Source organism: Dethiosulfovibrio peptidovorans DSM 11002, from assembly GCF_000172975.1.
Classification (GTDB): domain Bacteria; phylum Synergistota; class Synergistia; order Synergistales; family Dethiosulfovibrionaceae; genus Dethiosulfovibrio; species Dethiosulfovibrio peptidovorans.
In genome coordinates this window covers 1,822,454-1,845,896 of sequence record NZ_ABTR02000001.1, presented here as the reverse complement: position 1 = coordinate 1,845,896, position 23,443 = coordinate 1,822,454, and the positions used below count along the sequence as shown (strand labels likewise).

26 protein-coding genes are annotated in these 23,443 nt (G+C 54.8%); 3 read left to right on the top strand and 23 right to left on the bottom strand.

Translation table 11 applies throughout. The features are described from left to right. Position 1: 1 nt before the first annotated feature. From DPEP_RS08840 to DPEP_RS08805, 8 genes are all read right to left on the bottom strand, one after another. Positions 2-1,642: a nucleoside kinase gene (locus DPEP_RS08840; protein ID WP_005661401.1), complete on the bottom strand. Its 1,641-nt coding sequence runs from the start codon at positions 1,640-1,642 to the stop codon at positions 2-4. A gap of 97 nt (positions 1,643-1,739) precedes the next feature. Then, positions 1,740-2,474, bottom strand: coding sequence for an adenosylcobinamide-GDP ribazoletransferase (cobS, locus tag DPEP_RS08835; RefSeq protein WP_005661399.1), 735 nt, complete (start codon positions 2,472-2,474; stop codon positions 1,740-1,742). Further along, the gene (cobU, locus tag DPEP_RS08830; RefSeq protein ID WP_005661398.1) at positions 2,471-3,052 is read right to left on the bottom strand and encodes a bifunctional adenosylcobinamide kinase/adenosylcobinamide-phosphate guanylyltransferase; all 582 of its coding nucleotides are present in this window, start codon (positions 3,050-3,052) and stop codon (positions 2,471-2,473) included. The genes cobS and cobU overlap by 4 nt, the downstream gene beginning before the upstream one ends. 2 nt (positions 3,053-3,054) lie before the next feature. Next, on the bottom strand, positions 3,055-4,170 hold the full coding sequence (locus tag DPEP_RS08825; protein ID WP_005661397.1) for a pyridoxal phosphate-dependent aminotransferase: 1,116 nt from the start codon (positions 4,168-4,170) through the stop codon (positions 3,055-3,057). Then, positions 4,167-5,078 carry an adenosylcobinamide-phosphate synthase CbiB gene (gene cbiB / locus DPEP_RS08820; protein WP_005661396.1) on the bottom strand — a complete coding sequence of 304 codons (912 nt, stop codon included), beginning with the start codon at positions 5,076-5,078 and terminating at the stop codon, positions 4,167-4,169. Before cbiB ends, DPEP_RS08825 begins: the two co-directional genes overlap by 4 nt. Beyond that, the gene (locus tag DPEP_RS08815) at positions 5,075-5,932 is read right to left on the bottom strand and encodes a GHMP family kinase ATP-binding protein (RefSeq protein WP_005661395.1); all 858 of its coding nucleotides are present in this window, start codon (positions 5,930-5,932) and stop codon (positions 5,075-5,077) included. The genes cbiB and DPEP_RS08815 overlap by 4 nt, the downstream gene beginning before the upstream one ends. After that, positions 5,929-7,413, bottom strand: a complete 1,485-nt coding sequence (locus tag DPEP_RS08810; RefSeq protein ID WP_005661394.1) for a cobyric acid synthase — start codon at positions 7,411-7,413, stop codon at positions 5,929-5,931. Before DPEP_RS08810 ends, DPEP_RS08815 begins: the two co-directional genes overlap by 4 nt. 24 nt (positions 7,414-7,437) lie before the next feature. Further along, positions 7,438-7,974, bottom strand: coding sequence for a hypothetical protein (locus tag DPEP_RS08805; RefSeq protein WP_005661393.1), 537 nt, complete (start codon positions 7,972-7,974; stop codon positions 7,438-7,440). A 167-nt stretch (positions 7,975-8,141) separates the two neighbouring features. Here DPEP_RS08805 and otsB point away from each other — a divergent pair, with 167 nt between their 5' ends. The 3 genes from otsB to DPEP_RS08790 are packed head-to-tail and all read left to right on the top strand — an operon-like array spanning position 8,142 to position 11,610. Continuing rightward, a complete protein-coding gene (gene otsB / locus DPEP_RS08800; protein ID WP_005661391.1) occupies positions 8,142-8,864 on the top strand; it encodes a trehalose-phosphatase in 723 nt (240 codons plus the stop codon). Positions 8,865-8,870: 6 nt separating this feature from the next. Next, complete coding sequence (locus DPEP_RS08795; RefSeq protein WP_005661390.1) at positions 8,871-10,367, top strand: alpha,alpha-trehalose-phosphate synthase (UDP-forming); 1,497 nt, start codon at positions 8,871-8,873, stop codon at positions 10,365-10,367. A 22-nt stretch (positions 10,368-10,389) separates the two neighbouring features. Then, on the top strand, positions 10,390-11,610 hold the full coding sequence (locus DPEP_RS08790; RefSeq protein WP_005661388.1) for a glycosyltransferase: 1,221 nt from the start codon (positions 10,390-10,392) through the stop codon (positions 11,608-11,610). 72 nt (positions 11,611-11,682) lie between these two features. Here DPEP_RS08790 and DPEP_RS08785 read toward each other — a convergent pair whose 3' ends face one another. The 15 genes from DPEP_RS08785 to DPEP_RS08720 are packed head-to-tail and all read right to left on the bottom strand — an operon-like array spanning position 11,683 to position 23,442. Next, positions 11,683-12,786: a glycerol dehydrogenase gene (locus DPEP_RS08785; protein WP_005661386.1), complete on the bottom strand. Its 1,104-nt coding sequence runs from the start codon at positions 12,784-12,786 to the stop codon at positions 11,683-11,685. Between the two features lie 50 nt (positions 12,787-12,836). Further along, positions 12,837-12,983, bottom strand: a complete 147-nt coding sequence (locus DPEP_RS13315; RefSeq protein WP_156775108.1) for a hypothetical protein — start codon at positions 12,981-12,983, stop codon at positions 12,837-12,839. Positions 12,984-13,037: 54 nt separating this feature from the next. Next, entirely contained in the window at positions 13,038-13,595 is a 558-nt protein-coding gene (locus DPEP_RS08780; RefSeq protein WP_005661384.1) for a BMC domain-containing protein, read from the bottom strand. Then, the gene (locus DPEP_RS08775; RefSeq protein WP_005661382.1) at positions 13,595-14,923 is read right to left on the bottom strand and encodes a 4Fe-4S dicluster domain-containing protein; all 1,329 of its coding nucleotides are present in this window, start codon (positions 14,921-14,923) and stop codon (positions 13,595-13,597) included. The genes DPEP_RS08780 and DPEP_RS08775 overlap by 1 nt, the downstream gene beginning before the upstream one ends. A 15-nt stretch (positions 14,924-14,938) precedes the next feature. Further along, positions 14,939-16,345, bottom strand: a complete 1,407-nt coding sequence (locus DPEP_RS08770) for an aldehyde dehydrogenase family protein (protein WP_005661380.1) — start codon at positions 16,343-16,345, stop codon at positions 14,939-14,941. Further along, on the bottom strand, positions 16,342-17,310 hold the full coding sequence (locus DPEP_RS08765; protein WP_005661378.1) for a cob(I)yrinic acid a,c-diamide adenosyltransferase: 969 nt from the start codon (positions 17,308-17,310) through the stop codon (positions 16,342-16,344). Before DPEP_RS08765 ends, DPEP_RS08770 begins: the two co-directional genes overlap by 4 nt. Before the next feature lie 4 nt (positions 17,311-17,314). Further along, positions 17,315-17,617: a EutN/CcmL family microcompartment protein gene (locus tag DPEP_RS08760; protein ID WP_005661376.1), complete on the bottom strand. Its 303-nt coding sequence runs from the start codon at positions 17,615-17,617 to the stop codon at positions 17,315-17,317. After that, on the bottom strand, positions 17,614-17,916 hold the full coding sequence (locus DPEP_RS08755; RefSeq protein ID WP_005661374.1) for a hypothetical protein: 303 nt from the start codon (positions 17,914-17,916) through the stop codon (positions 17,614-17,616). The genes DPEP_RS08760 and DPEP_RS08755 overlap by 4 nt, the downstream gene beginning before the upstream one ends. Continuing rightward, positions 17,910-18,554: a hypothetical protein gene (locus DPEP_RS08750; protein WP_005661373.1), complete on the bottom strand. Its 645-nt coding sequence runs from the start codon at positions 18,552-18,554 to the stop codon at positions 17,910-17,912. Before DPEP_RS08750 ends, DPEP_RS08755 begins: the two co-directional genes overlap by 7 nt. Continuing rightward, complete coding sequence (gene eutJ, locus DPEP_RS08745; protein WP_005661372.1) at positions 18,541-19,392, bottom strand: ethanolamine utilization protein EutJ; 852 nt, start codon at positions 19,390-19,392, stop codon at positions 18,541-18,543. The genes DPEP_RS08750 and eutJ overlap by 14 nt, the downstream gene beginning before the upstream one ends. Beyond that, positions 19,389-20,042 carry a PduL/EutD family phosphate acyltransferase gene (locus DPEP_RS08740; protein ID WP_005661371.1) on the bottom strand — a complete coding sequence of 218 codons (654 nt, stop codon included), beginning with the start codon at positions 20,040-20,042 and terminating at the stop codon, positions 19,389-19,391. The genes eutJ and DPEP_RS08740 overlap by 4 nt, the downstream gene beginning before the upstream one ends. 13 nt (positions 20,043-20,055) lie before the next feature. Further along, positions 20,056-20,361, bottom strand: coding sequence for a BMC domain-containing protein (locus DPEP_RS08735; RefSeq protein WP_005661370.1), 306 nt, complete (start codon positions 20,359-20,361; stop codon positions 20,056-20,058). 23 nt (positions 20,362-20,384) lie between these two features. Next, positions 20,385-21,146, bottom strand: a complete 762-nt coding sequence (locus DPEP_RS13685) for a BMC domain-containing protein (protein WP_005661369.1) — start codon at positions 21,144-21,146, stop codon at positions 20,385-20,387. Beyond that, positions 21,143-21,613: a glycerol dehydratase reactivase beta/small subunit family protein gene (locus DPEP_RS08725; protein WP_005661368.1), complete on the bottom strand. Its 471-nt coding sequence runs from the start codon at positions 21,611-21,613 to the stop codon at positions 21,143-21,145. The genes DPEP_RS13685 and DPEP_RS08725 overlap by 4 nt, the downstream gene beginning before the upstream one ends. Beyond that, on the bottom strand, positions 21,610-23,442 hold the full coding sequence (locus DPEP_RS08720; protein WP_005661366.1) for a diol dehydratase reactivase subunit alpha: 1,833 nt from the start codon (positions 23,440-23,442) through the stop codon (positions 21,610-21,612). Before DPEP_RS08720 ends, DPEP_RS08725 begins: the two co-directional genes overlap by 4 nt. Between the last annotated feature and the right edge of the window lies 1 nt (position 23,443).

Below are 23,443 nucleotides of genomic sequence, written 5' to 3'. Positions count from 1 at the left end.
CTCAGTCCTCGAAAAGACTGCCGCCGATGAACTCCCTTATGATGGATTCGTTGGGAACCGTATCGGACGGGAGAGGAGGGACGAATCGCAGCAGGGACAACAGCCTCCTGGCCTCTCCGAAAACGGGAGACCCCTCGGGAACCGTCTGTAAAAGCGGCTCCAGATAGCCTTTCAACACAGGCAACTCGTAAAGAAGGGCGGAGTTGAACATAACGTCCGAGTGCTTCTGATACGGAAAGATATACTTCTGAGCCCCTCTTATGACCGACGGCCACCTCTTGAGAGTGGCTTCCGGTCCATGCCCCCTGGTCCTGTGGTCCCTTATCATCCTTCGGAAAAGACGGTTATCCGTCGTGCTTGTCCTGTTCTGTCTATCGAGGCTTACCCCTGTCAGAGGAGACACGAAGATACGAAACTTCTTGTCCCGAGGCACGGACTGGGTAACCTGGTCGTTCAATCCGTGGATGCCCTCTATTATAAGGATGTCGTCCCCGTCCAGTTTCAACCAACGACCTTCCTTACGGGTTCCGGTGAGAAAATCGAAACGAGGAAGCTGTACCGACTCCCCCTCTATCAGGGATTTCAGCTGCTGATTCAACAATTCGAGGTCCAGAGCCTCTAAAGCCTCGAAATCGTAGTCGCCCTTCTCATCTCTAGGTGTCCTCTCCCTGTCCACGAAGTAGTCGTCCAGCGACACCGTCACAGGTCTCTTTCCACAGACCTGAAGCTGTATCTTAAGCCTTTTAGACAGGGTGGTCTTGCCCGACGCGGAGGGACCGGCTATACAGACGACCCTTGCATTTCTTTTCACCACATCGTAGGCCAAATTGCTCAGCCTCTGGGAGTGGAAGGCCTCGGATATCAATATCAGTTCCTGCCCTCTTCCAGCGGCTATGGCGTCGTGAAGGTTGACCATGGTGCTTATTCCCATCGTCCTGAGCCAGTTAGCGTATTCGAGAAAAACACCGGACAGCTTCCTGGATGCTTGAAAGGGCGGCAAGGATGTAGGATAGGCGACAGTGGGAAACTGAAGCACCATTCCCGGAGCAAGAAGCTTAAGATCCCAATTCTTGAGATATCCCGTGGACGGAACCAGAGGGCAATAGAAAAAACCGTACATATCGAGACAACGATATACCTCTATGGGATCCATGTAGACCCTGGAGAAAAGTCTCCCCTTCTCCGGGTTTCCCTGTCTCTCGAATATTCGACAGGCCTTATCGAGCGAGACGACCTCCCTGGTTATCGGAATATCCATACCGATCAGATCCTTCATCGTCTCCGCTATAGACGCCAGGTCCTCCTCGGTTATATCCTCGTCCTCCAGCTCCCAAAAGTGACCTTCCGAGATCGAATGACGGATAAAGATAGGTTTGCCCAAAGCCTTCCTCGAGGCCAGGACAAGCAGAAAACCCAGAGAACTCCTGTAGACCATGGTCCCCTCGAAGGAATAGGTATCGACGAATTCGACGTCTGCGTCTCCGTCGACGACCCACTCGAGGGGGCGAAGATAGTTATTTACCCGCCAGGCGACTATGTTCCTGTTTTTGTATAGTCCGGTGGAAGCCAACACTCCCTGCCCCGACAACGGCATCTCACAGTGTATATCGGAAAAACCCTTGATCCGAATGACGAACGACATATTCTGGATCTCCTCCTGACTGTAGAACGGTACGCCCGAGGTAGGACGACTCTCTTAAAGACAACTATTATCCGAGACGATATTTTCCGATTATAACCTAAAGAGACGCCACGGCTGTACCGGACAACAGGACGAAAAGCTCCACGACCTCGCAGATACAGCCGTAGCTGTCTCCCGTGAGACCTCCGAGAGAGGAGGAAATCCTATATCCCACGAACCACATCGTCAATCCCGCCCCGCCCATGACGGCCAGTCCCTTCCATCCCGTGAGGGCGACAACCGGAACGAGGCCCAAAAACGATGCAAACACCATCTCGGTAACCCCGCAATAGGACTTGAAACGGCGTCCCAGACCGTTTTTACGGGCGGTAGAGAAACCTGCGACGGCCAGGACCATGGACCACCTGGAGAGGACGGGAGCCACGAAGATCCATTCTGATAGCTCGGATCCCATAGACGACAGAACGGCCAGCTTCAACGTAAGGAGACAGAATATCGCTACGGCACCGAAGGTTCCTATCCGACTGTCCTTCATGATCTCCAATGCCCTCTCTTTAGTGACTCCGCCGCCTAGTCCGTCGAACGTATCGGCCAGACCGTCCAGATGCAACCCTCTGGTCAAGGCAGCCCACACAGCCAGGGTGGAGGCTCCTGCCACATAGGCACCCCATACGGATGAGGAGATACGGAAGACACCCCACAGGATCAAGCCTATAACGGCACCTACCAGAGGGAACCATCTCGTAGCGTGACCCAGATCCTCCTCAGTCATAGTCCTTTTCAACGAAACCGGGATGCATGTCAGAAAAGACAGGGCCAACAGAAACCTCATGACGTAGCCTCCTTGATGATCTGGGGGATACCGGCGGTTATAAGATAGACGCTATCGGCTTCCTTTGCGATCCTCTGATTAGCCCATCCCGCAATATCCCGGAAGATCCTCCCCAGAGGATAGGGAGGCACCAACCCCTGCCCTACCTCGTTCGAGACCAGAACGGCGGAAAGATCCCTTCGTCTAAAGACCTCCAACATACGGTCCACCTCTCCCAGTACGAACTGCTCTACCAACCTCTCGTCCTCCATAGAGAGACCGTCCCATTCTGTTCTACGAGAAAACATGAGGTTAGTGACCATCATTGTAACGCAGTCCAAAAGGACTATACTTTTCGAAGGAATTTCCTCAAGCGTTCCCACCACGTCGTTTTGGGCCTCCAAGGTCTTCCATCTATCCGGACGATCCGCCCTGTGACGGGCCACCCGACGAGCCATCTCATCGTCCTCTATCCCGGCGGTGGCTACGTAGAAGATGGAAGCTCGAAGACTATGTCTTTCCTGGTCGGATATCAAGCTCTGGGCGAATCCGCTTTTACCGCTTCTAGCTCCTCCCAACACCAAAATTATATTTCCCATGTTCAGCCTAAAGCCTCCTCTCCGAGCAAAAAAGACGATATTTCCTTTAGAAGCATATCGTCCATATCGACGGTTTTTATACCTATCCTAAAATAATTTTTCAGCCCGAAGGAACCGCAGTCCCTGAGCTGTATCCTCTTGTTCCACAGATACGTTTTGAGTTCGGACCAACGACGATGACAACAGAGCAGGAAGTTGCCTTCTCCTGAGATCACCGTTACGCCAATCCGTTTCAGACCGTCGGATAGCCTTTTCTTCTCGATCCTCAAAAGCTCCCACTGTCGTTCGTAATACTCCCGGTTCTGCAGAAGAGCCACCCCCACAGCCTGGGCCTGGGCCCCCACGCTCCAGTCAGGCTGGACCTTCTCCATAGCCGATATGGAATCTGAGGAACCCAGGACATACCCCAGCCTGACGCCAGGTAAACCGTAGTCCTTAGTCATGGATCTCAGTATGAGGAGCCTGCCTGTGTCGAGAAGATCCTCCAAATCAGGAGGATCCTCCATGAAATTGCGATAGGCTTCGTCTAGGACCACCATGGTCGGACCGACCTTACATATATCCAGAATGGACTCGATCTGCGACCTTGAAAGGGCGTATCCCGTCGGGTTATTGGGAGAACAGATCCATAGCACCTCAGGAGGTTCGATTCGGATTCTGTCGTGAAGCGAACGGCTGAAACCGGAGGAATCGCCTGTCATTAAATCTCCGAAATCCCATCGGGAAACCGAGGCTCCCAGGGCGGAAGCCGCCTGAATATATTCGCCGTAGGCCGGTACCACGACAGAGGTCTTCCTGCCGGATCTCAAATATGCCATAGACACCAGCCATATCGCTTGGGAGGCTCCGTTGGTGACCAAAACCCTGGGACTGTCCACTCCGTGAAGATCGGACAGTCTTTCCCTCAACTCCCAGGCCGACCTGTCGGGATAGATATCCAACTCGGCGGAACGAGACGCCTTCAAAACATCCTCGTGAGGTGGCAGTGGATTGATCGAGACGCTGAAATCCAGGATATCATCGACGCCCAACCCCATGGAGTCCAGTTTTCCACGGTTTATTCCGCCGTGAACCACCGGCCCCAATCCGTCGAGATCCGATACCGGTCTAGGAATCACGACGCACCCACACATATCCACATAAAAAATGAGGCCAGAGCCAGACCTTGGGCTACCATGAGAATGGACATCGCCTCTCTAAGGTCCTTCGACACGGGCCTTCTTCCTGAAAGATTCAAACGATACACCCCTCTTTTATCCAAGACGACCGATATAACTCCTGCCATGGCGGCCATGGGCCAACCGGCGTTAGGGCTACTGGTCCTACCGTGGTCCCTTAAGGCCGAGATCGCGCCGCCCCTCCAGTTGGCTCCTACGATAGCGGCCCCAGCCAAAATCAGGAGAGAAGCCAGCCTGGCGGGAATCCAGTTCAAAAGGTCGTCCAGTCTAGCGGCGAACTTGCCCCCCGACTCGAAATCCCCTCCACGGTATCCCAACATCGAGTCGCAGGTATTTACGAAACGATATACTAAAGCCCCGGGAAGTCCGAAAAGGGCGAAGAAAAAGAGAGGGGCAACCAGGCCGTCGCCGAAGTTCTCCGCCAGCGATTCGATCGCGGCCCCTGCCACCTCGGAGGAGGAAAGTTTAGAGGTCTCTCTGCTCACCAGATGATATCCCAAAAGGCGTCTGCCCCGGCTTAAATCGCCGGATTTCAGGGCCCGGTCAATAGATCCTCCCGCCTCCAGCAAACCACTAAGGGAGAAAGTCCCCTTCAGAAACCAGACGGAAATAGGCAAGGAAAACACGAGAGGCAGACTATACACAGCCGACACCACAACCATGACCAAAGAAATACCGGACAAGACTATGAGACACCCATAAGGGAACAGACATCTTCCAGGTCTCTTTCTCCAGAGGAAATCGACGAAAGATCCCATCCAGCACACCGGATGAACGGCGTTTGAAGGCTCTCCCAGAAAAACATCCCACAGAACGGCCACGGTCAGCGATATGAGATCGAAGATCATCTAGCTACCCCCAACACATGAACTCCTCCGGGGACCATTTTGGTAAGCCGAGGAGGTCCAACCCCGTCGGGCCAGTGCAAATCAGCCCAACGGGGATTCGCATCCGGAGGATACAACACACCACAGATGGACCCGCTGTGGGCGACGGTCACACCTAAAGCTCCGTCGGACAAAGCCACGTCTATAAGCTCCTCCAGGCAGGGCTTGAACAAAACATCCTGATTCGCTCTGGCACTGGCGGTAACGGACCTACCCAAAGCGATCCAGTCCTCTTTTATCAATGCACCTATCAGATCGTGAAGTATCCCGTCGTAGTCGACGCCCTCTAAGGGATGGACCCGTCGGTTGAACTCCACCGTATCGACCTCTTCCTCCGGATCGAAGAGAACCACCTTTAAAGGAGGCACCTCCGAGATAACCGTATAATTCAAGAATGAACGATGATCCAACAACACCAGTTCAGACCAGGCGATTCCATCGGAGGGTTCAATCGCCACGGCCATCTCAGTGACTTCCTCGGGAGATACGATCCTATCGATGCAGACAGCAAGGCCGTACAGTGCCGATATCATGTCGGCGGTGCTACTGGCATATCCTCTGGATACCGGCAGTCTTTTAAAACTACGTACAGACACATCCAGATGTCGACATCGCCAAAGGTTTGAGGCCAGCCTAAGGACATCCCCGGTCTTATCCATTCCCTCCGGGACTGATATCTCGCCCGTTCCGGGGTTAACCTCCACCTCCAGATAGGTGGTTCTGTCTATGGGACACGATATCAAACTGCAGATTCCTCCGGGCCATCCCTGATAGAGTTCTCCGCAGGTTCCGGGACAGGAGACCAGAGCCCTCATAGCCCCACTATGCGCCTGAGCTCGCCCATATCCATGTGCTCTTCCATATGGTCGGCCAGACGATCAAAAGCCCTGTTCCTGTGCTGTTCCAGAGAAATCCCCTGGCCTGACTCCCTCCAACCGATGGATCTAAGCCACGATCGTCTGAAATCGGGCAAATCGAAAACCCCGTGAAGATAGGTGCCCCAATGGAACCCTTCGGAATCCGCTGCACCGTCAAGGTCGCCGTTCTCCAGGAGAAACAGCCCATCCTTCATAGGCGAGTCGGTCCGTCCCATATGTATCTCGTATCCTTCAACATCGATCCCCTGAACTTCTCCAAAAAAGCCCAGCTTGCCCCGGACCGTCCCTTTGGTCCGAACCGTCCTTTTTTCAGCCTTAAAGGACGTCACCGAGTCGAGAAGCCCCATGCCCTTTACACACTCATCGGAGCTCTCCACTCGGTCTCCATCCAAAATGGCCCGCCCCATCATCTGAAAACCTCCGCATATCCCAACGACCGGTACGCCAGATCCCGCCAAGGCCAGGATCTCCGCCTCCAGACCGTTTCCCCTCATCCAAAGCAGATCGGACACGGTGCTCTTGCTTCCCGGCAATATTATCCCGTCAGGCCGCCCCATATCGCAGGGGGAATCCACCAAGCGAACTCCGACATCGGGCTCCATGGCCAAAGCGTCCAGGTCGTCGTAGTTGGAGGTTCTGGGATACCTTATTACCACCAAGTCCAAGCTTCCTCGGGAAAGCCAGTCGTGCTCCTCCAGAAAAACAGAGTCCTCTTGAGCTACCCCGAGGTCGTTAAGATAGGGGATGACTCCTAAAGTAGGTTTCCCCGTCAGGTTCAGGAGCATATCCAGACCAGATCCGACCAAGGAAAGATCGCCCCTGAATTTGTTTATGATAAATCCTCGGACCAGGTCTCTCTCCTCTTCCTCAAGCAATGCCAGAGTGCCGTAGAGGGAGGCGAAAACCCCTCCTCTGTCGATATCCCCCACGAGAAGGGTCGGAGATCCTAGATGTCTGGCCACCCTCATGTTGACTATGTCGTTGGCCTTGAGGTTGATTTCCGCCGGACTGCCAGCGCCCTCGATCACTATAAGATCGTGTCGTTCGCCAAGACGATCCAAAGAGTCGGTAACGGAACGCCAAAGCTCCACCTTTCTCGAATGATAGTCCATGGCGGACAATGTCACCATCGGACGTCCCATCACCACCACCTGAGACTTGGAATTGCCCTCCGGTTTTAGCAACACCGGGTTCATATCCACCGAGGGCTCCATTCCGGCAGCTCTGGCCTGGTCTACCTGGGCCCGCCCCATCTCCCCTCCTTCCATGGTCACGTAGGAATTCAAAGCCATATTCTGGGCCTTGAAGGGGACCACCGAATACCCCTTCCTGTAAAAAATTCTACACAGCCCGGTGGCGAGAACGCTTTTACCTACATCGGAGGAGGTCCCCTGCAACATCAGGGTCTTGGCCTTCATAAAATCACCTCTAGAAGTAAAGTTTCACCTTTGTCCTTTTGTGGAGACATACTCATCCACTATTTTGCCGTCGTGAATCAACCGGGCCCGATGGATCTGCCTACGGCTGGAAAGCCAGCGAAACCTCTCTCTGGCTTCGGTCTCGTCGCAAGAGTCCCGTCCCACCGCTCCCCACCATCTCTCGCCGCTGGGGTAGCTTCTCCACTCGGCCAACAGCGGTTCCTGATAACAGACGGACCAACGATAATCCCCCCAAAGACCGGGAATACGGTATCTCTGACGACCTCTCCCGGGGACGACCAGAAGAACGCTGAGCTCGTCCTGAAAACGGGTCGCAGATCCGGAGAAAGGCAGGCCTTCGTGAACGTCGTTGAATGAAAAACTATCGCCGTCTCTCTTGATGCCCATGGAGAGACACCAGCCTCTCATCCTCTCCAAAAGCCCCTCCAGGGAAAGACGCCCAGGCAGGGAGCCTAGCTCCTCCGCCGCCTTTACCCTATCCAGAACGTAGTCTCCCCTTTTGTCTCGACGACACAGTCTGTGAAGTCCCGATAGATCCATGATCTCACCTCACGAGTTGCGCATGAATTGCATAAAATCCCAAAACGATATATAATTAAACACGTTTCGACCTTCACCCTTATAGGCAATACACATGAGATTGTACATGAAAGGAAGGATGCCAACTGAAAAAAAGCCCCGATCATCTCGAAAACTTCTACTTATCCATGAATATAACCCGAAATTGCCTGGTGATGACCGATTACGACGGCACTCTAGCCCCTTTCGTATCCGACAGAGACAGGGCAGAGCCCTGGCCGGGAGTGGTGGAGACTCTGGAGACCCTTGCCTGTCCGGTAGTCGTAATCACCGGAAGGGACCCCGAAGAGGTGAAGAAACTCCTCTCCATACAACGTCCTATAGATATATACGGAGAGCACGGATCCGTCCATCTTTCCTCAAACGGAGAGAGACGAACGTTGATATCCCCGGACTCGGAAACCCTGGACAAACTGGAGAGGCTGACTAAGGGACTACCAGCGAAAGCCGTGGAGAAAAAGACCACGGCCATCGCCATTCACCTGCGAAATATCGACGAAAAATCGCGGGATAAAGCCATGGAAGTGGTCTCCCTGTGGAGAAAGGCTCTCCCCATCGATCGCTGGATCATAGACCGTTTCGACGGAGGATTCGAAGCCAAGCAGAGAGGTAAGGATAAGGGAAACGCCGTGTCATCGATACTAAACAAATTTCCCCACAGACCGGCGTGCTACTTGGGAGACGATAAAACCGACGAGGACGCTTTTCGCTCCCTGTCGGGGAGAGGACTTCCCATACTGGTCTCCGACAAAGAGAAAGACACAGAAGCGGCTATCCGCCTCCATCCGCCGGAGGAAGTCCTGGCCTTTTTCAAGACTCTGGAGAAAAAGCTCAAAGGTTACAGGAGGTGACCTGCAATGGATATAGAGGGAAAAAATCGCCGATTGGTAGTAGTCTCCAACAGACTCCCGGTAAAACTCAACCACTCCGAGGGAGTCTGGGAGGGCAAACCCGGTTCGGGAGGGTTGGTTACCGCTCTGAGCCCGTTGCTGAGGCATCGTGGAGGACTCTGGGTCGGATGGCCCGGAAACAGGGAACCGGCCCCTCTGGGAGCTATAAGAAACCTGCTAGGCCCCCTATCCGAGGAATGGGGATTCCGTCTCACCCCGGTGATTCTGTCCGAGAAAGACGTAGACAGCCACTATTACGGGTTTTCCAACGCCATATTATGGCCGCTGTTCCATGGGCTACAGAGTAGATGCTGCTTCGAAAACAGATTCTACCGATCCTTCATATCGGTCAACGACAAATTCGCCAAGGTCCTCGCCAAACACACCGCGCCTAACGACTTCATCTGGATCCACGACTATCAACTGATCCCTCTCGGAGAGAGGCTGTCCCGGCTGCGACTTAACCGGTCGATGGGATTTTTTCTCCATATACCTTTTCCCTCGCCGGACATATTCTTCAAACTTCCCTGGAGAGAGGAAATTCTCTCGGCGATGATGTCCTATAAATTGATAGGTTTTCAGACTCCCAGGGATAGAAGGCACTTCTCCGAATGTCTACGCCAGTTGGACCGCAGCACCAGACAGAGAGGTCATGGTCGAATAGTGGAGCTCCACTCCATGGGTAAAAGGGTTCTGGCAGGAGCCCTCCCGATCGGGATAGACTTCAGGGAGTTCTCCGATATGTCGAAAGGACCCGAGTCGGTGGAGAGGATGGAACACATTAAGGAAGAGCTGGGAAACCGTTTTCTATTCTTGGGAGTGGACCGGCTCGACTACACAAAAGGTTTGCCCAACAAGCTCAGGGCTTTCGAGTTGATGTTGCGCAGGACCCCTTCCCTCAGGGGAAAGGTCGTTCTGTATCAGATAGTGATACCAAGCAGAGAGGAGATCCTCGAATACAAAGAGCTTAAGACCGAAATAGAACTCCTGGTCAGCCGGATAAACGGAGAGTTCGCTACCCTCGACTGGACTCCCGTCGTATACCGCTATCGTCCTATGGAGAGGAACGACCTTGTCTCCCTCTACTCCGCTTCCGACGCCATAGTGGTGACCTCCGTCCAGGACGGGATGAACCTGGTGTGCAAGGAGTATTGCGCCTCCCACTGGGACAACCGGGGAACCGTGATCCTCAGCGAATTCGCAGGAGCCGCAAGACAGTTCAAGGACGGTGCCCTCTTGATAAATCCCTACAGCGACGAGCAGACCGCCGATGCCATGGAAAAGGTCTTTTCCATGGACGAAAACGAAAAGAGACACAGGATGTCCAAGCTCAGAAGGATCGTCAAGAGGCAGGACATATTCTGGTGGACCGATAAAATCCTCAAGGCATCCTACGGCACGGGACTGGAAGACTGGCCCTACAGGGAACTTCCCTCTATCACCGGAATCCAGCAACGCAATTGACATAAGACCAAGGAGGCAAAAAATGAAAATATATCCTAATTTACCATCCATAGAGGACTACGAACCGTACATCGGATCGGAGGCTACGGAACGGATAGCGGCGAAAGCGGAGAAACTTCGCGGAAGAAAAGTCGTTCACATAAACTCCACATACTATGGCGGAGGGGTGGCGGAGCTGCTGAACGCCATGACCGTCCTGATGAACAACGCCGGGATAGAGACGGGATGGCGAGTTATAGTAGGATCTCCGGACTTCTTCGGGGTAACCAAAAAGATGCATAATGCCCTCCAGGGTGCGGAGATCAACCTAAGCGACAGGAAAGACGAGATCTACGAGTCGGTCGTGGAGCAAAACTCGGTCCGAATGCACCTGGAACACGATTTCGTGGTAGTCCACGACCCTCAACCTCTACCTCTCATAAATCATTACAGAAAGAGAGGTCCCTGGATATGGGTCTGCCATGTCGATCTGTCCCACCCCAATGGTGAACTGTGGAAGTATCTCAGACCGACCATAGAAAAATACGACGGAGCGGTGGTATCTCTTCCCGAGTATCGACAGGAGCTAAAAATTCCTCTAAGGTTCATAAAGCCAGCCATAGACCCTTTTTCCATAAAAAACCGGGTTATGACGGAGGAGGAGATCGACGAGAGACTGGACCACTATGGGATACCTAGAGATCTCCCTATAGTGGCACAGGTATCCAGGTTCGATCGATGGAAGGATCCCCAAGGGGTCATAAAGGCCTTCGAGAAAGTACGAAAAGAGGAAGGTGCGACCTTGGTCCTTTTGGGCAACACCGCCACGGACGACCCTGAGGGTATGGAACTCTACACCTCCCTTCTGGACCATAAAGACGATAGGATAGTCCTGCTGAGCGTCGAGGACACCGCCCTAGTCAACGCCGTACAGAGCAGGGCGGCCGTCGTGGTCCAGAAATCCCTGAGGGAGGGATTCGGACTTACCGTCACCGAAGCCATGTGGAAGGGAACTCCCGTGATAGGCGGCAACGTAGGTGGCATAAAACACCAGATAGACGACGGGGTCAACGGCTATCTGGTAGACACGGTCGATCAGGCCGCCGACAGGATAATCAAACTCCTGAGAGACGAAAAACTCAGAAAGTCCATGGGCGAAAAAGGCAGGGAAAAGGTCAGAAATAACTTCCTCATGACGAGATATCTAGAGGACTACCTGGACCTGTTTCTCTCGTTCCGATGCAAATACACTTTATCCGACTGAGAAGACGGGCAGCGAAAAACGCTGCCCGTCTTCCATATCAGGATATGTGGTCGTACCCCGAGGGGGTTGGGGTCAGGATTTATCCAGGGCAAGCCAGCTGCGTCCAAGGGCGTCGGCAGCCATCATGGCGTTAGCGACATCGGATGCGGTAACCTTGCAGGGTTGGTTGTGTATCGTCTCCCCTTCGGCAGTAGCCATCTCGGCAGCCGCCATTATCTTTTCGGGAGTGGGGTCCTTCAAGCCAAGCTGGGCCAGAGTGATCGGGAGCCCTACGGAGGAGCAGAAATCCAGCACATCCTCCATAATCTCTTTGGGGGAATCCTGAAGGACCAGCTGAGTGAGGGTTCCGAAGGCGACCTTCTCTCCGTGATACATCTGGTGCATCTCCTCTATCGCAGTCATTCCGTTATGGATGGCGTGAGCCGCCGCCAGCCCCCCGCTTTCGAACCCCATACCGGAAAGCAGGGTATTGGCCTCAACGATTCGTTCCAAGGCCGGGGTCACGACATCGGCGTCACAAGCCAACTTGGCCTCGTAGCCATACTCAAGAAGCTGATCGTAACAGAGCCTAGCCAGGGCCATGGCCGCCTCCGTAGCGGCTCCTCCTGGCATATTAGAAGCTCTGGTCTTGTAACAGGCCTCGGCCTCGAACCACGTGGCCAGAGCATCACCCATCCCGGAGACTAAAAGACGGGTCGGAGCCTTAGCCACTATCTCCGTATCCACTATGACCATATCGGGACTGGGTGGAAACTCATAACTCTCGAAGACACCTTCCTCGGAATATACCACGGAGAGAGCGCTGCATGGAGCATCGGTAGCCGCTATGGTGGGAACCACAACCACCGGGATACCCAGCTTGAAAGCGGCCATCTTACCCGTATCGTGGGCCTTGCCGCCTCCCACGCTGACGATGAAATCGGCACCTTTATCCTTGGCTACGGAAGCTACCCTGTCGATTTCCTTGAAACAACACTCTCCACCGAAGGACTCCTTGACGAAGGCCACTCCGCTGGCCTCGAAACTCTCCTTCATGGTCTTCTCGACTGCCCCTAGTCCTCTCTTGCCCCCTATGACCAAAGCCTTCTTTCCAAGCTTTGCCACCTGAGCACCGGACTGCGAGCAAGCGCCGGCTCCCTGGACGTACCTACCGGGAGCGATAAGTATTTTCTGCACTTAAATTACCTCCTCTCGTTATCTTTCGATCAATCTAATTATACAATATACTATAACCCGATATCCAGGGCTGTCAGACATCCTATCCTACGAAAGCTACCCCTATGGCCTTGACTATCGCATAGGAAAGCCCTGCTCCTATGAAGGGACCAACTATAGGAATCCAGGGATAGCCCCAGTCCGAACAGATTCTCCACGGTCTAACCTCCCTATATCGTCTTTTTTTACATATCGTAGAAGGGATAAAAATCTTACCTTATAGCGTCTTTCAACTGCCTGTCAGGGGCGCTTATGACGACCGCATCTACCAAGAGTCCTCTGTCCTCCACAACGGATCTGGCTGATTTCAAGGCGGAACGGACGTCGGAGATCTCCCCTGAAAAGGACAGAAAAGCCTTGGCTCCCATTCCCTGACCGATCCTTATCTCTATCAAGCTGACCTTGGACGCCTTGGCTGCGGCATCGGCGGCCTCTATCGCCGAAGTGGCGGACATGGTCTCCACCACGCCTAGATCTTTCATCGTATCCAACTCGGTAGAACACATAAGAGCTGGAAATACGGCAGGATGGACGTTCGGTATGGACGTGAAATCGGAAACTGCCTCGCCTCCGATCGACAGCCCCATCTCCAATGAACTCGAGACCGCCCCGACCTGCCCGGCGACTATGACGATAAACTTTCCAGGACATAATGTTCTGGCGGCCAGAAGCTTAACGTCCGCCGATTTGACCATACCGTCAGCCACCAAAAACCCCTTCGCCACGCTTATCAATTCGATGGCCCCAATGGCACGGAAAACCAACCCCATCACCCCCTCCTGGCTTTTATGACCACCGAGCTATCGCTAACCGATTCCACAGATCCGTTAACCGACGAATGAACCGGCGCCCCTAACGCTCCTCCTTCCGGCACGACGCCGATGGTCTGCCCCTCCGATACCGCCTGTCCTACCTGGACGATCGGGATACAGGGAGCCCCTATATGCTGCCCCATCGCTATATCCACACGGAGAGGAGCGTATTCGCCCATAAAGGGACAATCTACATCCCATCTGGCAAGTCCTATACGCCTTACCAGCCGCTTGCTCGGTAGCAGTCGATACGGTCTGTTCTCGTCCGGTCCATCCAGGGCTTTGTCGAAGGAGAAGTTGACCTTTTTCTCCCTGAAAGAGGCCTTCAGCAATTGATTGATCCTTCTGGGACTCAACTGCATAGGACAACCATGGAGGCCGCTACACAGATTGCAATCGGAACAGAGCATAGCCATTTTCAGTATCTCCGGGGTCCTCTGCTCCGGATAAGCCATGGCTCTCATCACCTTGTGAGGTTCAAGCTCGTAACCTATAAGGTTTCTGGAACAAACCATGGTGCATTGGGTACATTGGCAACAAGCGTACCGAGCCTGACGGACCATGGTCTCCACCGGCATGGTCTCGTAGCGGACCAATGCCGAGTCGGATGGGACGACCAGTATCCCGTTGGACCTCTTGCCTAGAGGGAATTTCGCCGACTTTCTGTAGGTTCCCGTCATAGGTCCCCCGTCCACGTAGACCGGATTCGAGATGGTCTCCCCACCGGCCAGGGCAACAAGCTCCGACGCTATAGTTCCTATCGGAACCGACCAGACCCCGGGGTTGGCGACGGCACCTCCGACGGTAACCCAAGTCCTGGTGACAGGAGAGTCTTCCACGGCTCGCCCCAGGTTGTACAGGGTCTCCACGTTGTTGACCACCACTCCGACCTGAAGAGGAAGGCCTCCTTCTGGAACTGTCAATCCAGTGGCCTCCTGAATCATGATTATCTCGTCGCCTGCCGGATAATAATCGTCCATCTCGAAAACATCGGCCCCGGCCAGCCTGAGTTTGTCTATCTGGAAGACATGCTTTCTCTTCACGCAGAAGGTAACCCTTTCGGCGCCAAGAATGGATCCGATCTTATGGGCGGTTTCGACGAGAAAAGGCGTTTTTTCGTCGAATAGGGCCATATTGTTTCTCAATAGCGGCTCGCATTCCGCTCCGTTTATCAGATACGTATGTACGCCGTCGGCTGAGAGCTTGACGTGGGTGGGGAAACCGGCACCTCCGGCTCCCACAACCCCTGCCGCCAGGATCTTATCCAGTAGATTGGGGGCAGTCATTCGAGACACATCCGATCAGACGATCCTAAACGAACCGTGGAGGTTACACCTGCGCAGTCTACAGAACGAAAGGGGGGTGGTCGGTCCCTGCCCGGTGGTGGTTGCTATGGTGAATGCAGTGGGACACTCGCCGCCGAAGCCCAAAGTAGAGAAGGAAGGACCGTTCTTAGTGAACATGGTAGTCTCCATGACCTTGGCCATAACGCTCATATGATCGACGTTGGTGCTGTGGATCAGGGCAGAATGCCTGAAACCGTGCTCCGTTTTTATAGCAGCCTCGAGAGCCGCATCGAAATCGGGAACTCTCACCATCCCGAGGACGGGCATCAGCATCTCGACCTGGATTATGGGATCGTCCAGCTCGCATTCTACGAGGATGAGTCTGACGTTCCCAGGCGCCTTTATGCCGATTTTTTCCAAGATCCACACCGCGTCTTTGCCTACGAACTTTTTGTTGGGATCGGTTCGTTTTTCGTTGAGGGCCGCCTCTTTAAGAGCCTCTATCTTCGCCGGGTCCTTCAGCTCGAAGGCACCTTCCTCCAGCATCTTTCTCTTAAGCTGATCGGCGACGCAGTTGACCACTATCAGGGCCTTCTCGGATGTACAGGGAAGATTGTTGTCGAAGGAACACCCCGCCACTATATCCTTGCCCGCTTGTTCAACGTGAGCGGTCTCGTCCACCACCACCGGAGGATTCCCCGGGCCGGCTCCTACGGCGGGCTTTCCTGAGGAGAGGGCTGCGTTGACTACGCCGGGACCTCCCGTAGCCGATACCAGACGAACCGCAGGATGGGACATGAGGGCTCCGACGTTCTTCATGCTGATGCGGGATAACACCGTGATTATGCCCTCGGGAGCGCCGTGGGAGATCAAGGAGTCGTGTACTCGCTGGACCATATCGATGCTGCTCTCGGCAGCTCCAGGATGCGGGGCGAACACGACGCTGTTCCCGGCGGAGAGCATACAGATCGTGTTATTTATGACCGAGGCGGTCGGATTGGTGGACGGAGTTATCGAAGCGATCACACCGAATGGAGCGTGCTCCTCCAGCACCAGACCTTCGTCCCCGGTGGTGCAGGAGGTACGGATGAACTCGGGGCCGGGGGTCTTCTCTATGGCGAGACGGTTCTTCATTATCTTGTCCTTCAGGTTCCCCATGCCCGTATCCTTCAAGGCCAGAGACGAAAATTCCTCCACCTGAGGGAGAAGATCCGCCTTGAGAGAATCTATGATTAATTTCTTCTTGTCCAGTGAATATTCGAACTGCCACTTTCTCTGCGCCTTCACGGAAATCTCGACGGCATCGTCTACTTTCTCGAAGGCCGGAGAGAATCCACCGTCCTTGACGACATCCTCGAAGGATATCCTCTTCACTACGGCAGAGACGAGTTCATGAAGCATTTTCTCATCCATCGGCTTCATCGAACCTCCTTTTCTTTCCAAAGGGATACCACAGCCTCCGCTACCTCGACATCCTCTTCCACGGATCCACCGCTGACTCCTACGGCTCCTACGACTCTGCCCTCTTTATCCGTCAAAGGGATGCCTCCGCCGAAACAACACAGATCGGGATCGGACTGAAGTCCGTACAGCGGAGCTCCCGGCTGGACCAGATCGTAGACCTCGGATGTGGTTTTACGGAGTTCCAGGGAGGTCTTGGCCTTTTTACCGCTTAGTCCTATACTGACCGGCAAAACTCCGTCCATTCTATGGAAGACCAAAGGACCCTTTTCGTCCGAGACGGTGATAGCCATAGGGACCGAAATCTGCGACGCCCTATCCTCCGCGGCTGACACGAGATCAAGAGCCGTCTTAAGGGAGAGGCGATCTTCACCATCTTTGCAAGGCATCTTTATCAGCTCCTTTATTACCTTTCGGGTGATCTCTTCGACCACCGATTCCTCGTCGCATGCCACGGCCAAAGCAAAGATGTAATCCGACAGGCGGTTTATCAGCCTGTACGAGTCCTCGTCTATCAGATGACGACGAAGCAACGGTAGAGCCTCTCTCTCCGCCCTTCTGGCTATGGTGCGGGCCAGATGAAGCGCTGCACCGGAAGGGGACTTTCCCGGCCTGACGAAAGATCTATCATGAGGGCAAAGGCTCTCGAGTCCGTCTATCTTTTTCTCAAACAGATCGGCCGGTGGCGACGATATGTCCCTGTCCCCTCGAGCCACGTAGGCCATCAGGAGGAAAAGGGTGTGTTCCAGCTCCTCCATATCGGATAAAAACCTCCCGGGAGCCATGCTCCTGGCCATTCCTATAGCTGCCTGAGCTTCGTCGAGGGTCCCGTTGAGATCGATTCGGGGGTCGTCTTTTTGAACCCTGGTCCCGTCCAATAACGACGTAGTGCCTCCGTCCCCTCCTCCAGTGTAGAGTCTGGTCATCTGCCTAACCGACCTCTCTTGGGTCCACGTCGGCAGAATCGACGATACCGACTATAGCGCCGTCGATAGGAGCATCCGGAACACCGGAGGATTTAGCAGCAGAGCTACCGGAACAGACTATTACGTCCTCTCCTATGCCGGCACCAACCATATCGACCGCTATAATAAAGTTTTCTCCCTTGACAGAAGGGCCTAGATCGCCGTCCCCCTTGGGGGAGAGGAGACGAACTATCAGAAGTTTATGTCCGATAAGTCGATCGTCTTTTCTGGTAGCTACCACGTTGCCTACGACCCTGCCCAATTTCATTTCAGTCGTCCCCCTTCCTTCAGTCCGTCAAGGGACGCACGACACTCGGAGACCCCTCCGATAAGGGCGACGGTCTGTATGTGTTGCGGACAGTTACCCAGGATCTCCACGGCTTCAACGGAGGCCCTTTTAACCCCGTCGTCCACCGCGGCGACAAGCTCGGCGACCTGTCCCTGTAAAAGCAGTACAGCGCCCCAGCGAGCCGTCTCTATCCTTTTTTTCTCGCTGGACGGGACCCGTCTTAACATCATCCTCTTGGCCGTATCTGACGGCTTGACTATAAGCTCGTAGCTCAACAACGTCGGCTCACCTCCAGGGTCACGCCTATGGCGGACAGCCTATCCTTGGCCTGATCGGTAAGTTTTACGCCACTCCCCAAATGCAAAACCGCTCCAGGCCTCACCGACGAAGCTATCTCGGACCAGCTGTACCAGCCGGGATCTGACAGGGCTACTCCCTCGTCCCTTTTATCCGTAAGACCGGAGTCTTTCACCGAGTCGGCTCCCCAGCCGACGAGAGAACATCCCAAAAAAGTCAAATCTGACATGGCCCTCGCCAGTCTCTCTCCCATTGGGCCCTGCCAGGCGCTCCATCCCCTGAGAGAGGTGACATCCAGCACCACCGGCAGATTTCTTCCCAGACATCCGGCTATGAGTCTCCCACCGGAGGTCTCGGGAAAGGTCACCAACTCCCTCAAAAGAGAGGGTGGAGCTGATAGGACCATTAGGCCGTCGAGGGAATACCCCTCGTTTTCCGGTCTGTCCATTGAATTCAGGTCGTACCAGGGATCGGCAGGGCCCGGGCCTCCATCGACATAATGGACCCAGTCCACAAAGCCACGATCGCCCTCCCAGCGGGATCTGGAATGCCACAGGACCCCTATTCTGGGAATCGACAGCTTCTTCAGTACCATGTCAACCGTTTTATTTAGATCCATAACGGTCCCTCCAGAGAGAACGGGCGATCCCCAGCGGCGTAACCAAAAGACTTTCGGGGGCCATGGATACGGGACGGCCTATTATCGATTCCATCACGCCCTCCACTCCGACGATGTCGGCTCCCCCCCCTACCAGGACTACCGGAAGTCCATCCGACTCGGGACATCCCTCCAGTTCGTCCCTGACTATGGTCGCCATCTTCTCGAGTACGGGTTTCAAAAGAGGGGCATATCTATTCCTGTTTTTTCTCTTTTCCTCCTCTGCCCTGTCGAAATCGACGCCCAAGGCTCCAGCCAGAACAAGTGTCATATGGGTACCCCCAGTAGGTTCGTCGGAGGAGAATATCACTTTTTCATCCCTCACGACGGACATGCCTGTAGATCCTCCGCCTATGTCGACGATCACACCGTCGGCCATGCCCAACGCCTCTGCCGCGGCGGAGGGCTCCTCGTACAGCCCTCCACACTCGAATCCCAAAGCTTCCACCACGTTGGCACAGACCTTGGCGGTTTTAGAGGATATCCCAGGAGGGTAAGCGGCGGCTCCCACCGCAATGGATTCGTCGATGGGGATCCCCCTCGAAAGCCGGTCGAGACAGACCTTCATTCCTCTGATCGCCTCGAGATAATCGACCACGACTCCGTCTCTGACGGAGGCTTTAGAGGGCTCCATAACCGCTCCTATCGGAAAGCCCTCCTCGTCCAAGGCCACCAGTACCATATTGGTGGTTCCCAGATCGAAGCCGAGACAGATATTCCCGGGGGTTTCTCCTTCTGCCGTCCCTTCTCGAAAGACCTGTCCGCAAAGAGAGAGTTCGGGGGTAAGCCAAGAGGTCATGATCCGAGTACCCTGACCATATCGCCGGTGGAAAGGCCGCAGGAATTAGCTTCGTCCACGTCCACGTGAAACTCTACCTCCATAGAATCGCTGACCCTCACCCAGACGCGGTTGAAAACGATCCCTCTGTCTCCCGGCACCTCCACAGACACTTCCTGCCCATCCTTCAGGGATAGTTCCGCCGCCCTGGGAGGAGTGAGATGCAGATGTCTCCAGGCTATGCCCACCCCGACTTCTACCGTCATGGAACCGGCGGGTCCAATTAGCGTGACGGGATCACAGGGAAGGTCGGATCCGCTTTTTACCAAGGGAGCCTTGATCCTGAGCCGCCTGGCGTCGGACGCGGAGATCTCCACCTGAGTAGCCTTACGGTAGGGGCCAAGGACACGCACCGATTCCAAAACCCCTCCTGCTGTGGCCAAGGTAACCGTTTCCTTGCAGGCGAACTGTCCGGGCTGACGTAGATCCTTGATGGGAGTAAGCTCATGACCGGAACCGAAAAGCCTATCGCCGTCTTTCCTGGAAAGATGAACGTGGCGATTGCTGACCCCGGCCACTACGAGAGCCGGATCATGCTCGACACGCGACTCGGGCAAGCTCTGGAGGATCTCGCTCACTATTTTGTCCACCAGCTCTCTCGAAATCGCCATCGCACATCACCGCCTAGTCGTTCGATGCGGAGAGGGTATCTACTCCTCCGGCTGGAAGGATCTTCTCCGTATCCATGTGAGGCCTGGGAATCACGTGAGTGGAGACGACTTCTCCGACTCTGCTAGCCGCGGCGCAACCGGCATCTACCGCAGCTTTTACCGCCCCTACATCGCCTCGTACCATTACGGTCACCAATCCGGCTCCGCTGAGCCTCTGGCCTATTAGTGCGACGTTGGCTGCCTTGACCATCGCGTCCGCTCCCTCTATAGCTGCTACGAGCCCTCTAGTCTCGATCAATCCCAATGCTTCCTGTCCCATAACGATTCCTCCCGTTCTCGAACTTATCCTTCGACGGGCCCGGAGGCGTCGTCGGATGTTTTATCCTGAATTTTCTCGTTCTCCGTCTTACTAGACTTACCGACTTCCGTCTTGGAGTTCTTCTCAGAATCGGAATTAGCCTGCTTCTTTGGCGGTTCCTCAACCTTTTTTATCTCGGCCTTATTTTCTTCCATTTCATTTTCGATTGAATCGGGGACGTCGGTCTTCACCGTTCCTTTGTTGGAAGAGGTTTTCCTGCGCCTTCTTCCACCGGGTTTACCCTGTTGGGGTTCCTTGGATGCCCCTTCTTTAGAGGAGCTAGATTTTTTACGACTACTCGCCTTTCTGCGTCCTTTCGTCTTTCTTTGAGAGGCCTTTTCCATGTCCGCCTCCCATCGGTCTTTTTCCCCTATCGAGGGAGTTCCATTGACAGTCACGACCTTACCGGTAGTTTCATCGGGAGCCACCTCAAAGAGCCAGTCCGCCGCCGATTCGGTATCGTCGTTATAGACCATCACCGGTCCGAACCCGACAGCAGGACGAGGGATTACCTGAGCGGACACGACAGTTCCAAAGGGCTTTACCGCAGCCTTCGCCGCCGATATGGCCGCCTTGACCGCTCCGACGTCTCCGGCGATCTTCACCGTGACCATGCCGTCTCCTCTGGAATTCTCTCTGCCGATCAATTTCACGTTGGCGCTCTTAAGGGCCTCGTCGGCCGCAGCGATGGCCGCAACGAGACCGACGGTTTCGATAAACCCCATAGCCGTTCTAGGTTCGTTCATCGGTGCATCGCCTCCGTCCTCTTAAGGCTCTTCAATACCTGAGCCACAATGGCTTCGATTCCATCCTCGCCGGATCGGTTCGATTCCCGGTTCGACCTGCATCTCCACTCCGGCAGAGGCTCTTTTTTCACGAATCTGGCCGCGGCCTGTCCCAGCCATCGGAGGAGCAGCGACCTATCGAACTCCTCGAAACTCTCCTCCAGATAAGCTCTTCGCTCTCTGTAGGTTGCGAAGGTCACCGCTACTCCCTGAGAATCCAGCCCCGCCCCAACCTGAAGAGGAGAAGACAGACTGCCCTCTTTGGCCAGATCCGAGGCCGATCCCTTTCCGAAGATCCAACGGAGGGGTATTCCCTCCTCTTCCGCTCCGGCCGCCACCAGAGAAACGGCGGATTCCTCCGTCTCGGGAGACACGTAAAGGTGGATCGCGGGCCTGTCGTCCTCATCTATCCTCAAACAGGACGTCATGACGTACCTCTGTATGAGAGGACCAGTCCGGTGGCGACGGCGTTTCTCGGACCTTCCGAACCTCGAACGTTACCTCTGCCTGAGACCACCCCATATCTGGCCAGGGCATCGGTTACCATGGTGGGGATCTCGAAATCCTTGGCCGACCCACCCACCAGGACCACGTGATCTATCATCCTTACGTTCCCGGCGGGAGCCACATGCTCCAACGCCCTCAAGGCATTGGTCACGAAGACCTCTTTCTTGGCCTTTCTCCTGACCATCCGAACCTTTTCCATGGAGACTCTTAGGGGAATGGGCTGTAGGATATCGTCCGATATAGCCAGAGCGACTCTCCCGAAAAGGTCCGGAGCAAGAGGTCTATCGAAAAAGCGGACCGTGCCGTCCTCCTGCCTGACGTGATAGGCGCTTTCCACCTTGCACAGCGGATATCTCTTTATCGACTCGGCCAGCTCGGGATCTTCGATCCCCAACTCACTGCATATGACGGTGTTGACCATGTTTCCCGCGCCTGCCAGATGAATCAGCTCGACCGATCCGTCGTACTTCATGAAAGAGGCGTCGGAACTGCCGGCTCCGAGATCGAGGATGGCGATAGGGCGATCGGTTCCGGGGGTCGTCAAGGCGCCTCTGATGGCCATGTCGGCCTCTACCCCGCCTATCTCGACCTTTATCCCTATGTCCTCCGATACAGCCTCCGCGACCGCCTGCATCGGAAGCTTGGCGGTCTTAACCATGACAGCCAGAGCCACCCCGTTCTCCTGGGAAAATTCTCCGGCCAGACCTCCTACGACCTTTTGAGGGACCATGGTATCGACGGCCAGGAGATCCTGTATGTGGATCTCTGCTATCGACAGCCCGGTCAACTTCGCCATAGTGGTACGGACCCTCTCCATCATCCCTCCGACGTTGGTGCCGGGCTGACCGAAGATATCCGTAATAGGGTGACAGACAGATAGGAGGTTCATTATGGCCTCAGCCCCGGCCTCGACGTCCACGTTTTTTCTGCCGTTAGGCGAATCTATGGATATCTCTCCGGCAGGGATAGACCTTTCCTTCACCTCTCCCATGGGAGTCCTTATGACCACCGCGGATCGATTTCCCACCAAGGCTCTGGTCACAGGAACTATCTGTTTGGTCTCTTCGGGAGACAAACCGAAGATGGTGGCCACATCGTAGGGGTTGGCAAGCACCTCTATTACCCTCCCGGGACCGGCTACCTCCACGCAACTGTCCATGCCGAGAGGAATCTTGTCTATTGCAGAGACCTCGTCCACTATAGGGAGAGGCCGACTCAGCCTGTTGGATATCAACACTCCGTCGTCGTTCTGACATATCAGAGCCTTGACATTTACGCCTCTATCGATAGCCTCGTTGACAGCCCCAGCTGCGGCCTCGAAATCGATGGAGCCCGGAATGACTACTACTACGGACTCGTCCCTAGCCTGGTTCCGCAGATCATCGTAGGCCACAGTCACCCCTACGCCTATTCCGAGACCTCCAGGAGTCGAGGGGTTATGACCTATCATGGTGGACTCGGTGATGACAGTCTCAGTGACCGTCTCCATGGCGACGTCCCCTATGACCGGAGCCGCCTCGTTAAGTCGAATCAGGTCTACCTTGCCAAAATCCCCTCTATCCCAACCAGCGGCTTCAATGGCCTTGCCCAAGGCCAACCTTATGCCTCTCAGATTCTGGACCGTTCCCTTGAGTCCCGTAGTCGGATGCAGAGCGGAGGCTAGGAAGGTCTTACCGTCCCCCGACGACACCTCCGCCAAGGCGACCTCGGTCGTGGAGTTCCCTATATCGATACCAGCGACGATCGCCATG

What these genes read in the sequence shown, in the direction of transcription:
- DPEP_RS08805 (WP_005661393.1), bottom strand. Translation starts at nt 7,974, where the DNA reads ATGGATCTATCGGGACTTCACAGACTGTGTCGTCGAGACAAAAGGGGA.
- cobS (WP_005661399.1), bottom strand. Translation starts at nt 2,474, where the DNA reads ATGAGGTTTCTGTTGGCCCTGTCTTTTCTGACATGCATCCCGGTTTCG.
- otsB (WP_005661391.1), top strand. Translation starts at nt 8,142, where the DNA reads ATGAATATAACCCGAAATTGCCTGGTGATGACCGATTACGACGGCACT.
- DPEP_RS08720 (WP_005661366.1), bottom strand. Translation starts at nt 23,442, where the DNA reads ATGGCGATCGTCGCTGGTATCGATATAGGGAACTCCACGACCGAGGTC.
- DPEP_RS13685 (WP_005661369.1), bottom strand. Translation starts at nt 21,146, where the DNA reads ATGAACGAACCTAGAACGGCTATGGGGTTTATCGAAACCGTCGGTCTC.
- DPEP_RS08750 (WP_005661373.1), bottom strand. Translation starts at nt 18,554, where the DNA reads ATGGATCTAAATAAAACGGTTGACATGGTACTGAAGAAGCTGTCGATT.
- cbiB (WP_005661396.1), bottom strand. Translation starts at nt 5,078, where the DNA reads ATGATCTTCGATCTCATATCGCTGACCGTGGCCGTTCTGTGGGATGTT.
- DPEP_RS08770 (WP_005661380.1), bottom strand. Translation starts at nt 16,345, where the DNA reads ATGAAGCCGATGGATGAGAAAATGCTTCATGAACTCGTCTCTGCCGTA.
- DPEP_RS08780 (WP_005661384.1), bottom strand. Translation starts at nt 13,595, where the DNA reads ATGGGGTTGGTTTTCCGTGCCATTGGGGCCATCGAATTGATAAGCGTG.
- DPEP_RS08775 (WP_005661382.1), bottom strand. Translation starts at nt 14,923, where the DNA reads ATGACTGCCCCCAATCTACTGGATAAGATCCTGGCGGCAGGGGTTGTG.
- DPEP_RS08840 (WP_005661401.1), bottom strand. Translation starts at nt 1,642, where the DNA reads ATGTCGTTCGTCATTCGGATCAAGGGTTTTTCCGATATACACTGTGAG.
- DPEP_RS08735 (WP_005661370.1), bottom strand. Translation starts at nt 20,361, where the DNA reads ATGGGACAGGAAGCATTGGGATTGATCGAGACTAGAGGGCTCGTAGCA.
- DPEP_RS08795 (WP_005661390.1), top strand. Translation starts at nt 8,871, where the DNA reads ATGGATATAGAGGGAAAAAATCGCCGATTGGTAGTAGTCTCCAACAGA.
- DPEP_RS08740 (WP_005661371.1), bottom strand. Translation starts at nt 20,042, where the DNA reads ATGGCGATTTCGAGAGAGCTGGTGGACAAAATAGTGAGCGAGATCCTC.
- cobU (WP_005661398.1), bottom strand. Translation starts at nt 3,052, where the DNA reads ATGGGAAATATAATTTTGGTGTTGGGAGGAGCTAGAAGCGGTAAAAGC.
- DPEP_RS08725 (WP_005661368.1), bottom strand. Translation starts at nt 21,613, where the DNA reads ATGACGTCCTGTTTGAGGATAGATGAGGACGACAGGCCCGCGATCCAC.
- eutJ (WP_005661372.1), bottom strand. Translation starts at nt 19,392, where the DNA reads ATGACCTCTTGGCTTACCCCCGAACTCTCTCTTTGCGGACAGGTCTTT.
- DPEP_RS08815 (WP_005661395.1), bottom strand. Translation starts at nt 5,932, where the DNA reads ATGAGGGCTCTGGTCTCCTGTCCCGGAACCTGCGGAGAACTCTATCAG.
- DPEP_RS08810 (WP_005661394.1), bottom strand. Translation starts at nt 7,413, where the DNA reads ATGAAGGCCAAGACCCTGATGTTGCAGGGGACCTCCTCCGATGTAGGT.
- DPEP_RS08765 (WP_005661378.1), bottom strand. Translation starts at nt 17,310, where the DNA reads ATGACCAGACTCTACACTGGAGGAGGGGACGGAGGCACTACGTCGTTA.
- DPEP_RS08760 (WP_005661376.1), bottom strand. Translation starts at nt 17,617, where the DNA reads ATGAAATTGGGCAGGGTCGTAGGCAACGTGGTAGCTACCAGAAAAGAC.
- DPEP_RS08790 (WP_005661388.1), top strand. Translation starts at nt 10,390, where the DNA reads ATGAAAATATATCCTAATTTACCATCCATAGAGGACTACGAACCGTAC.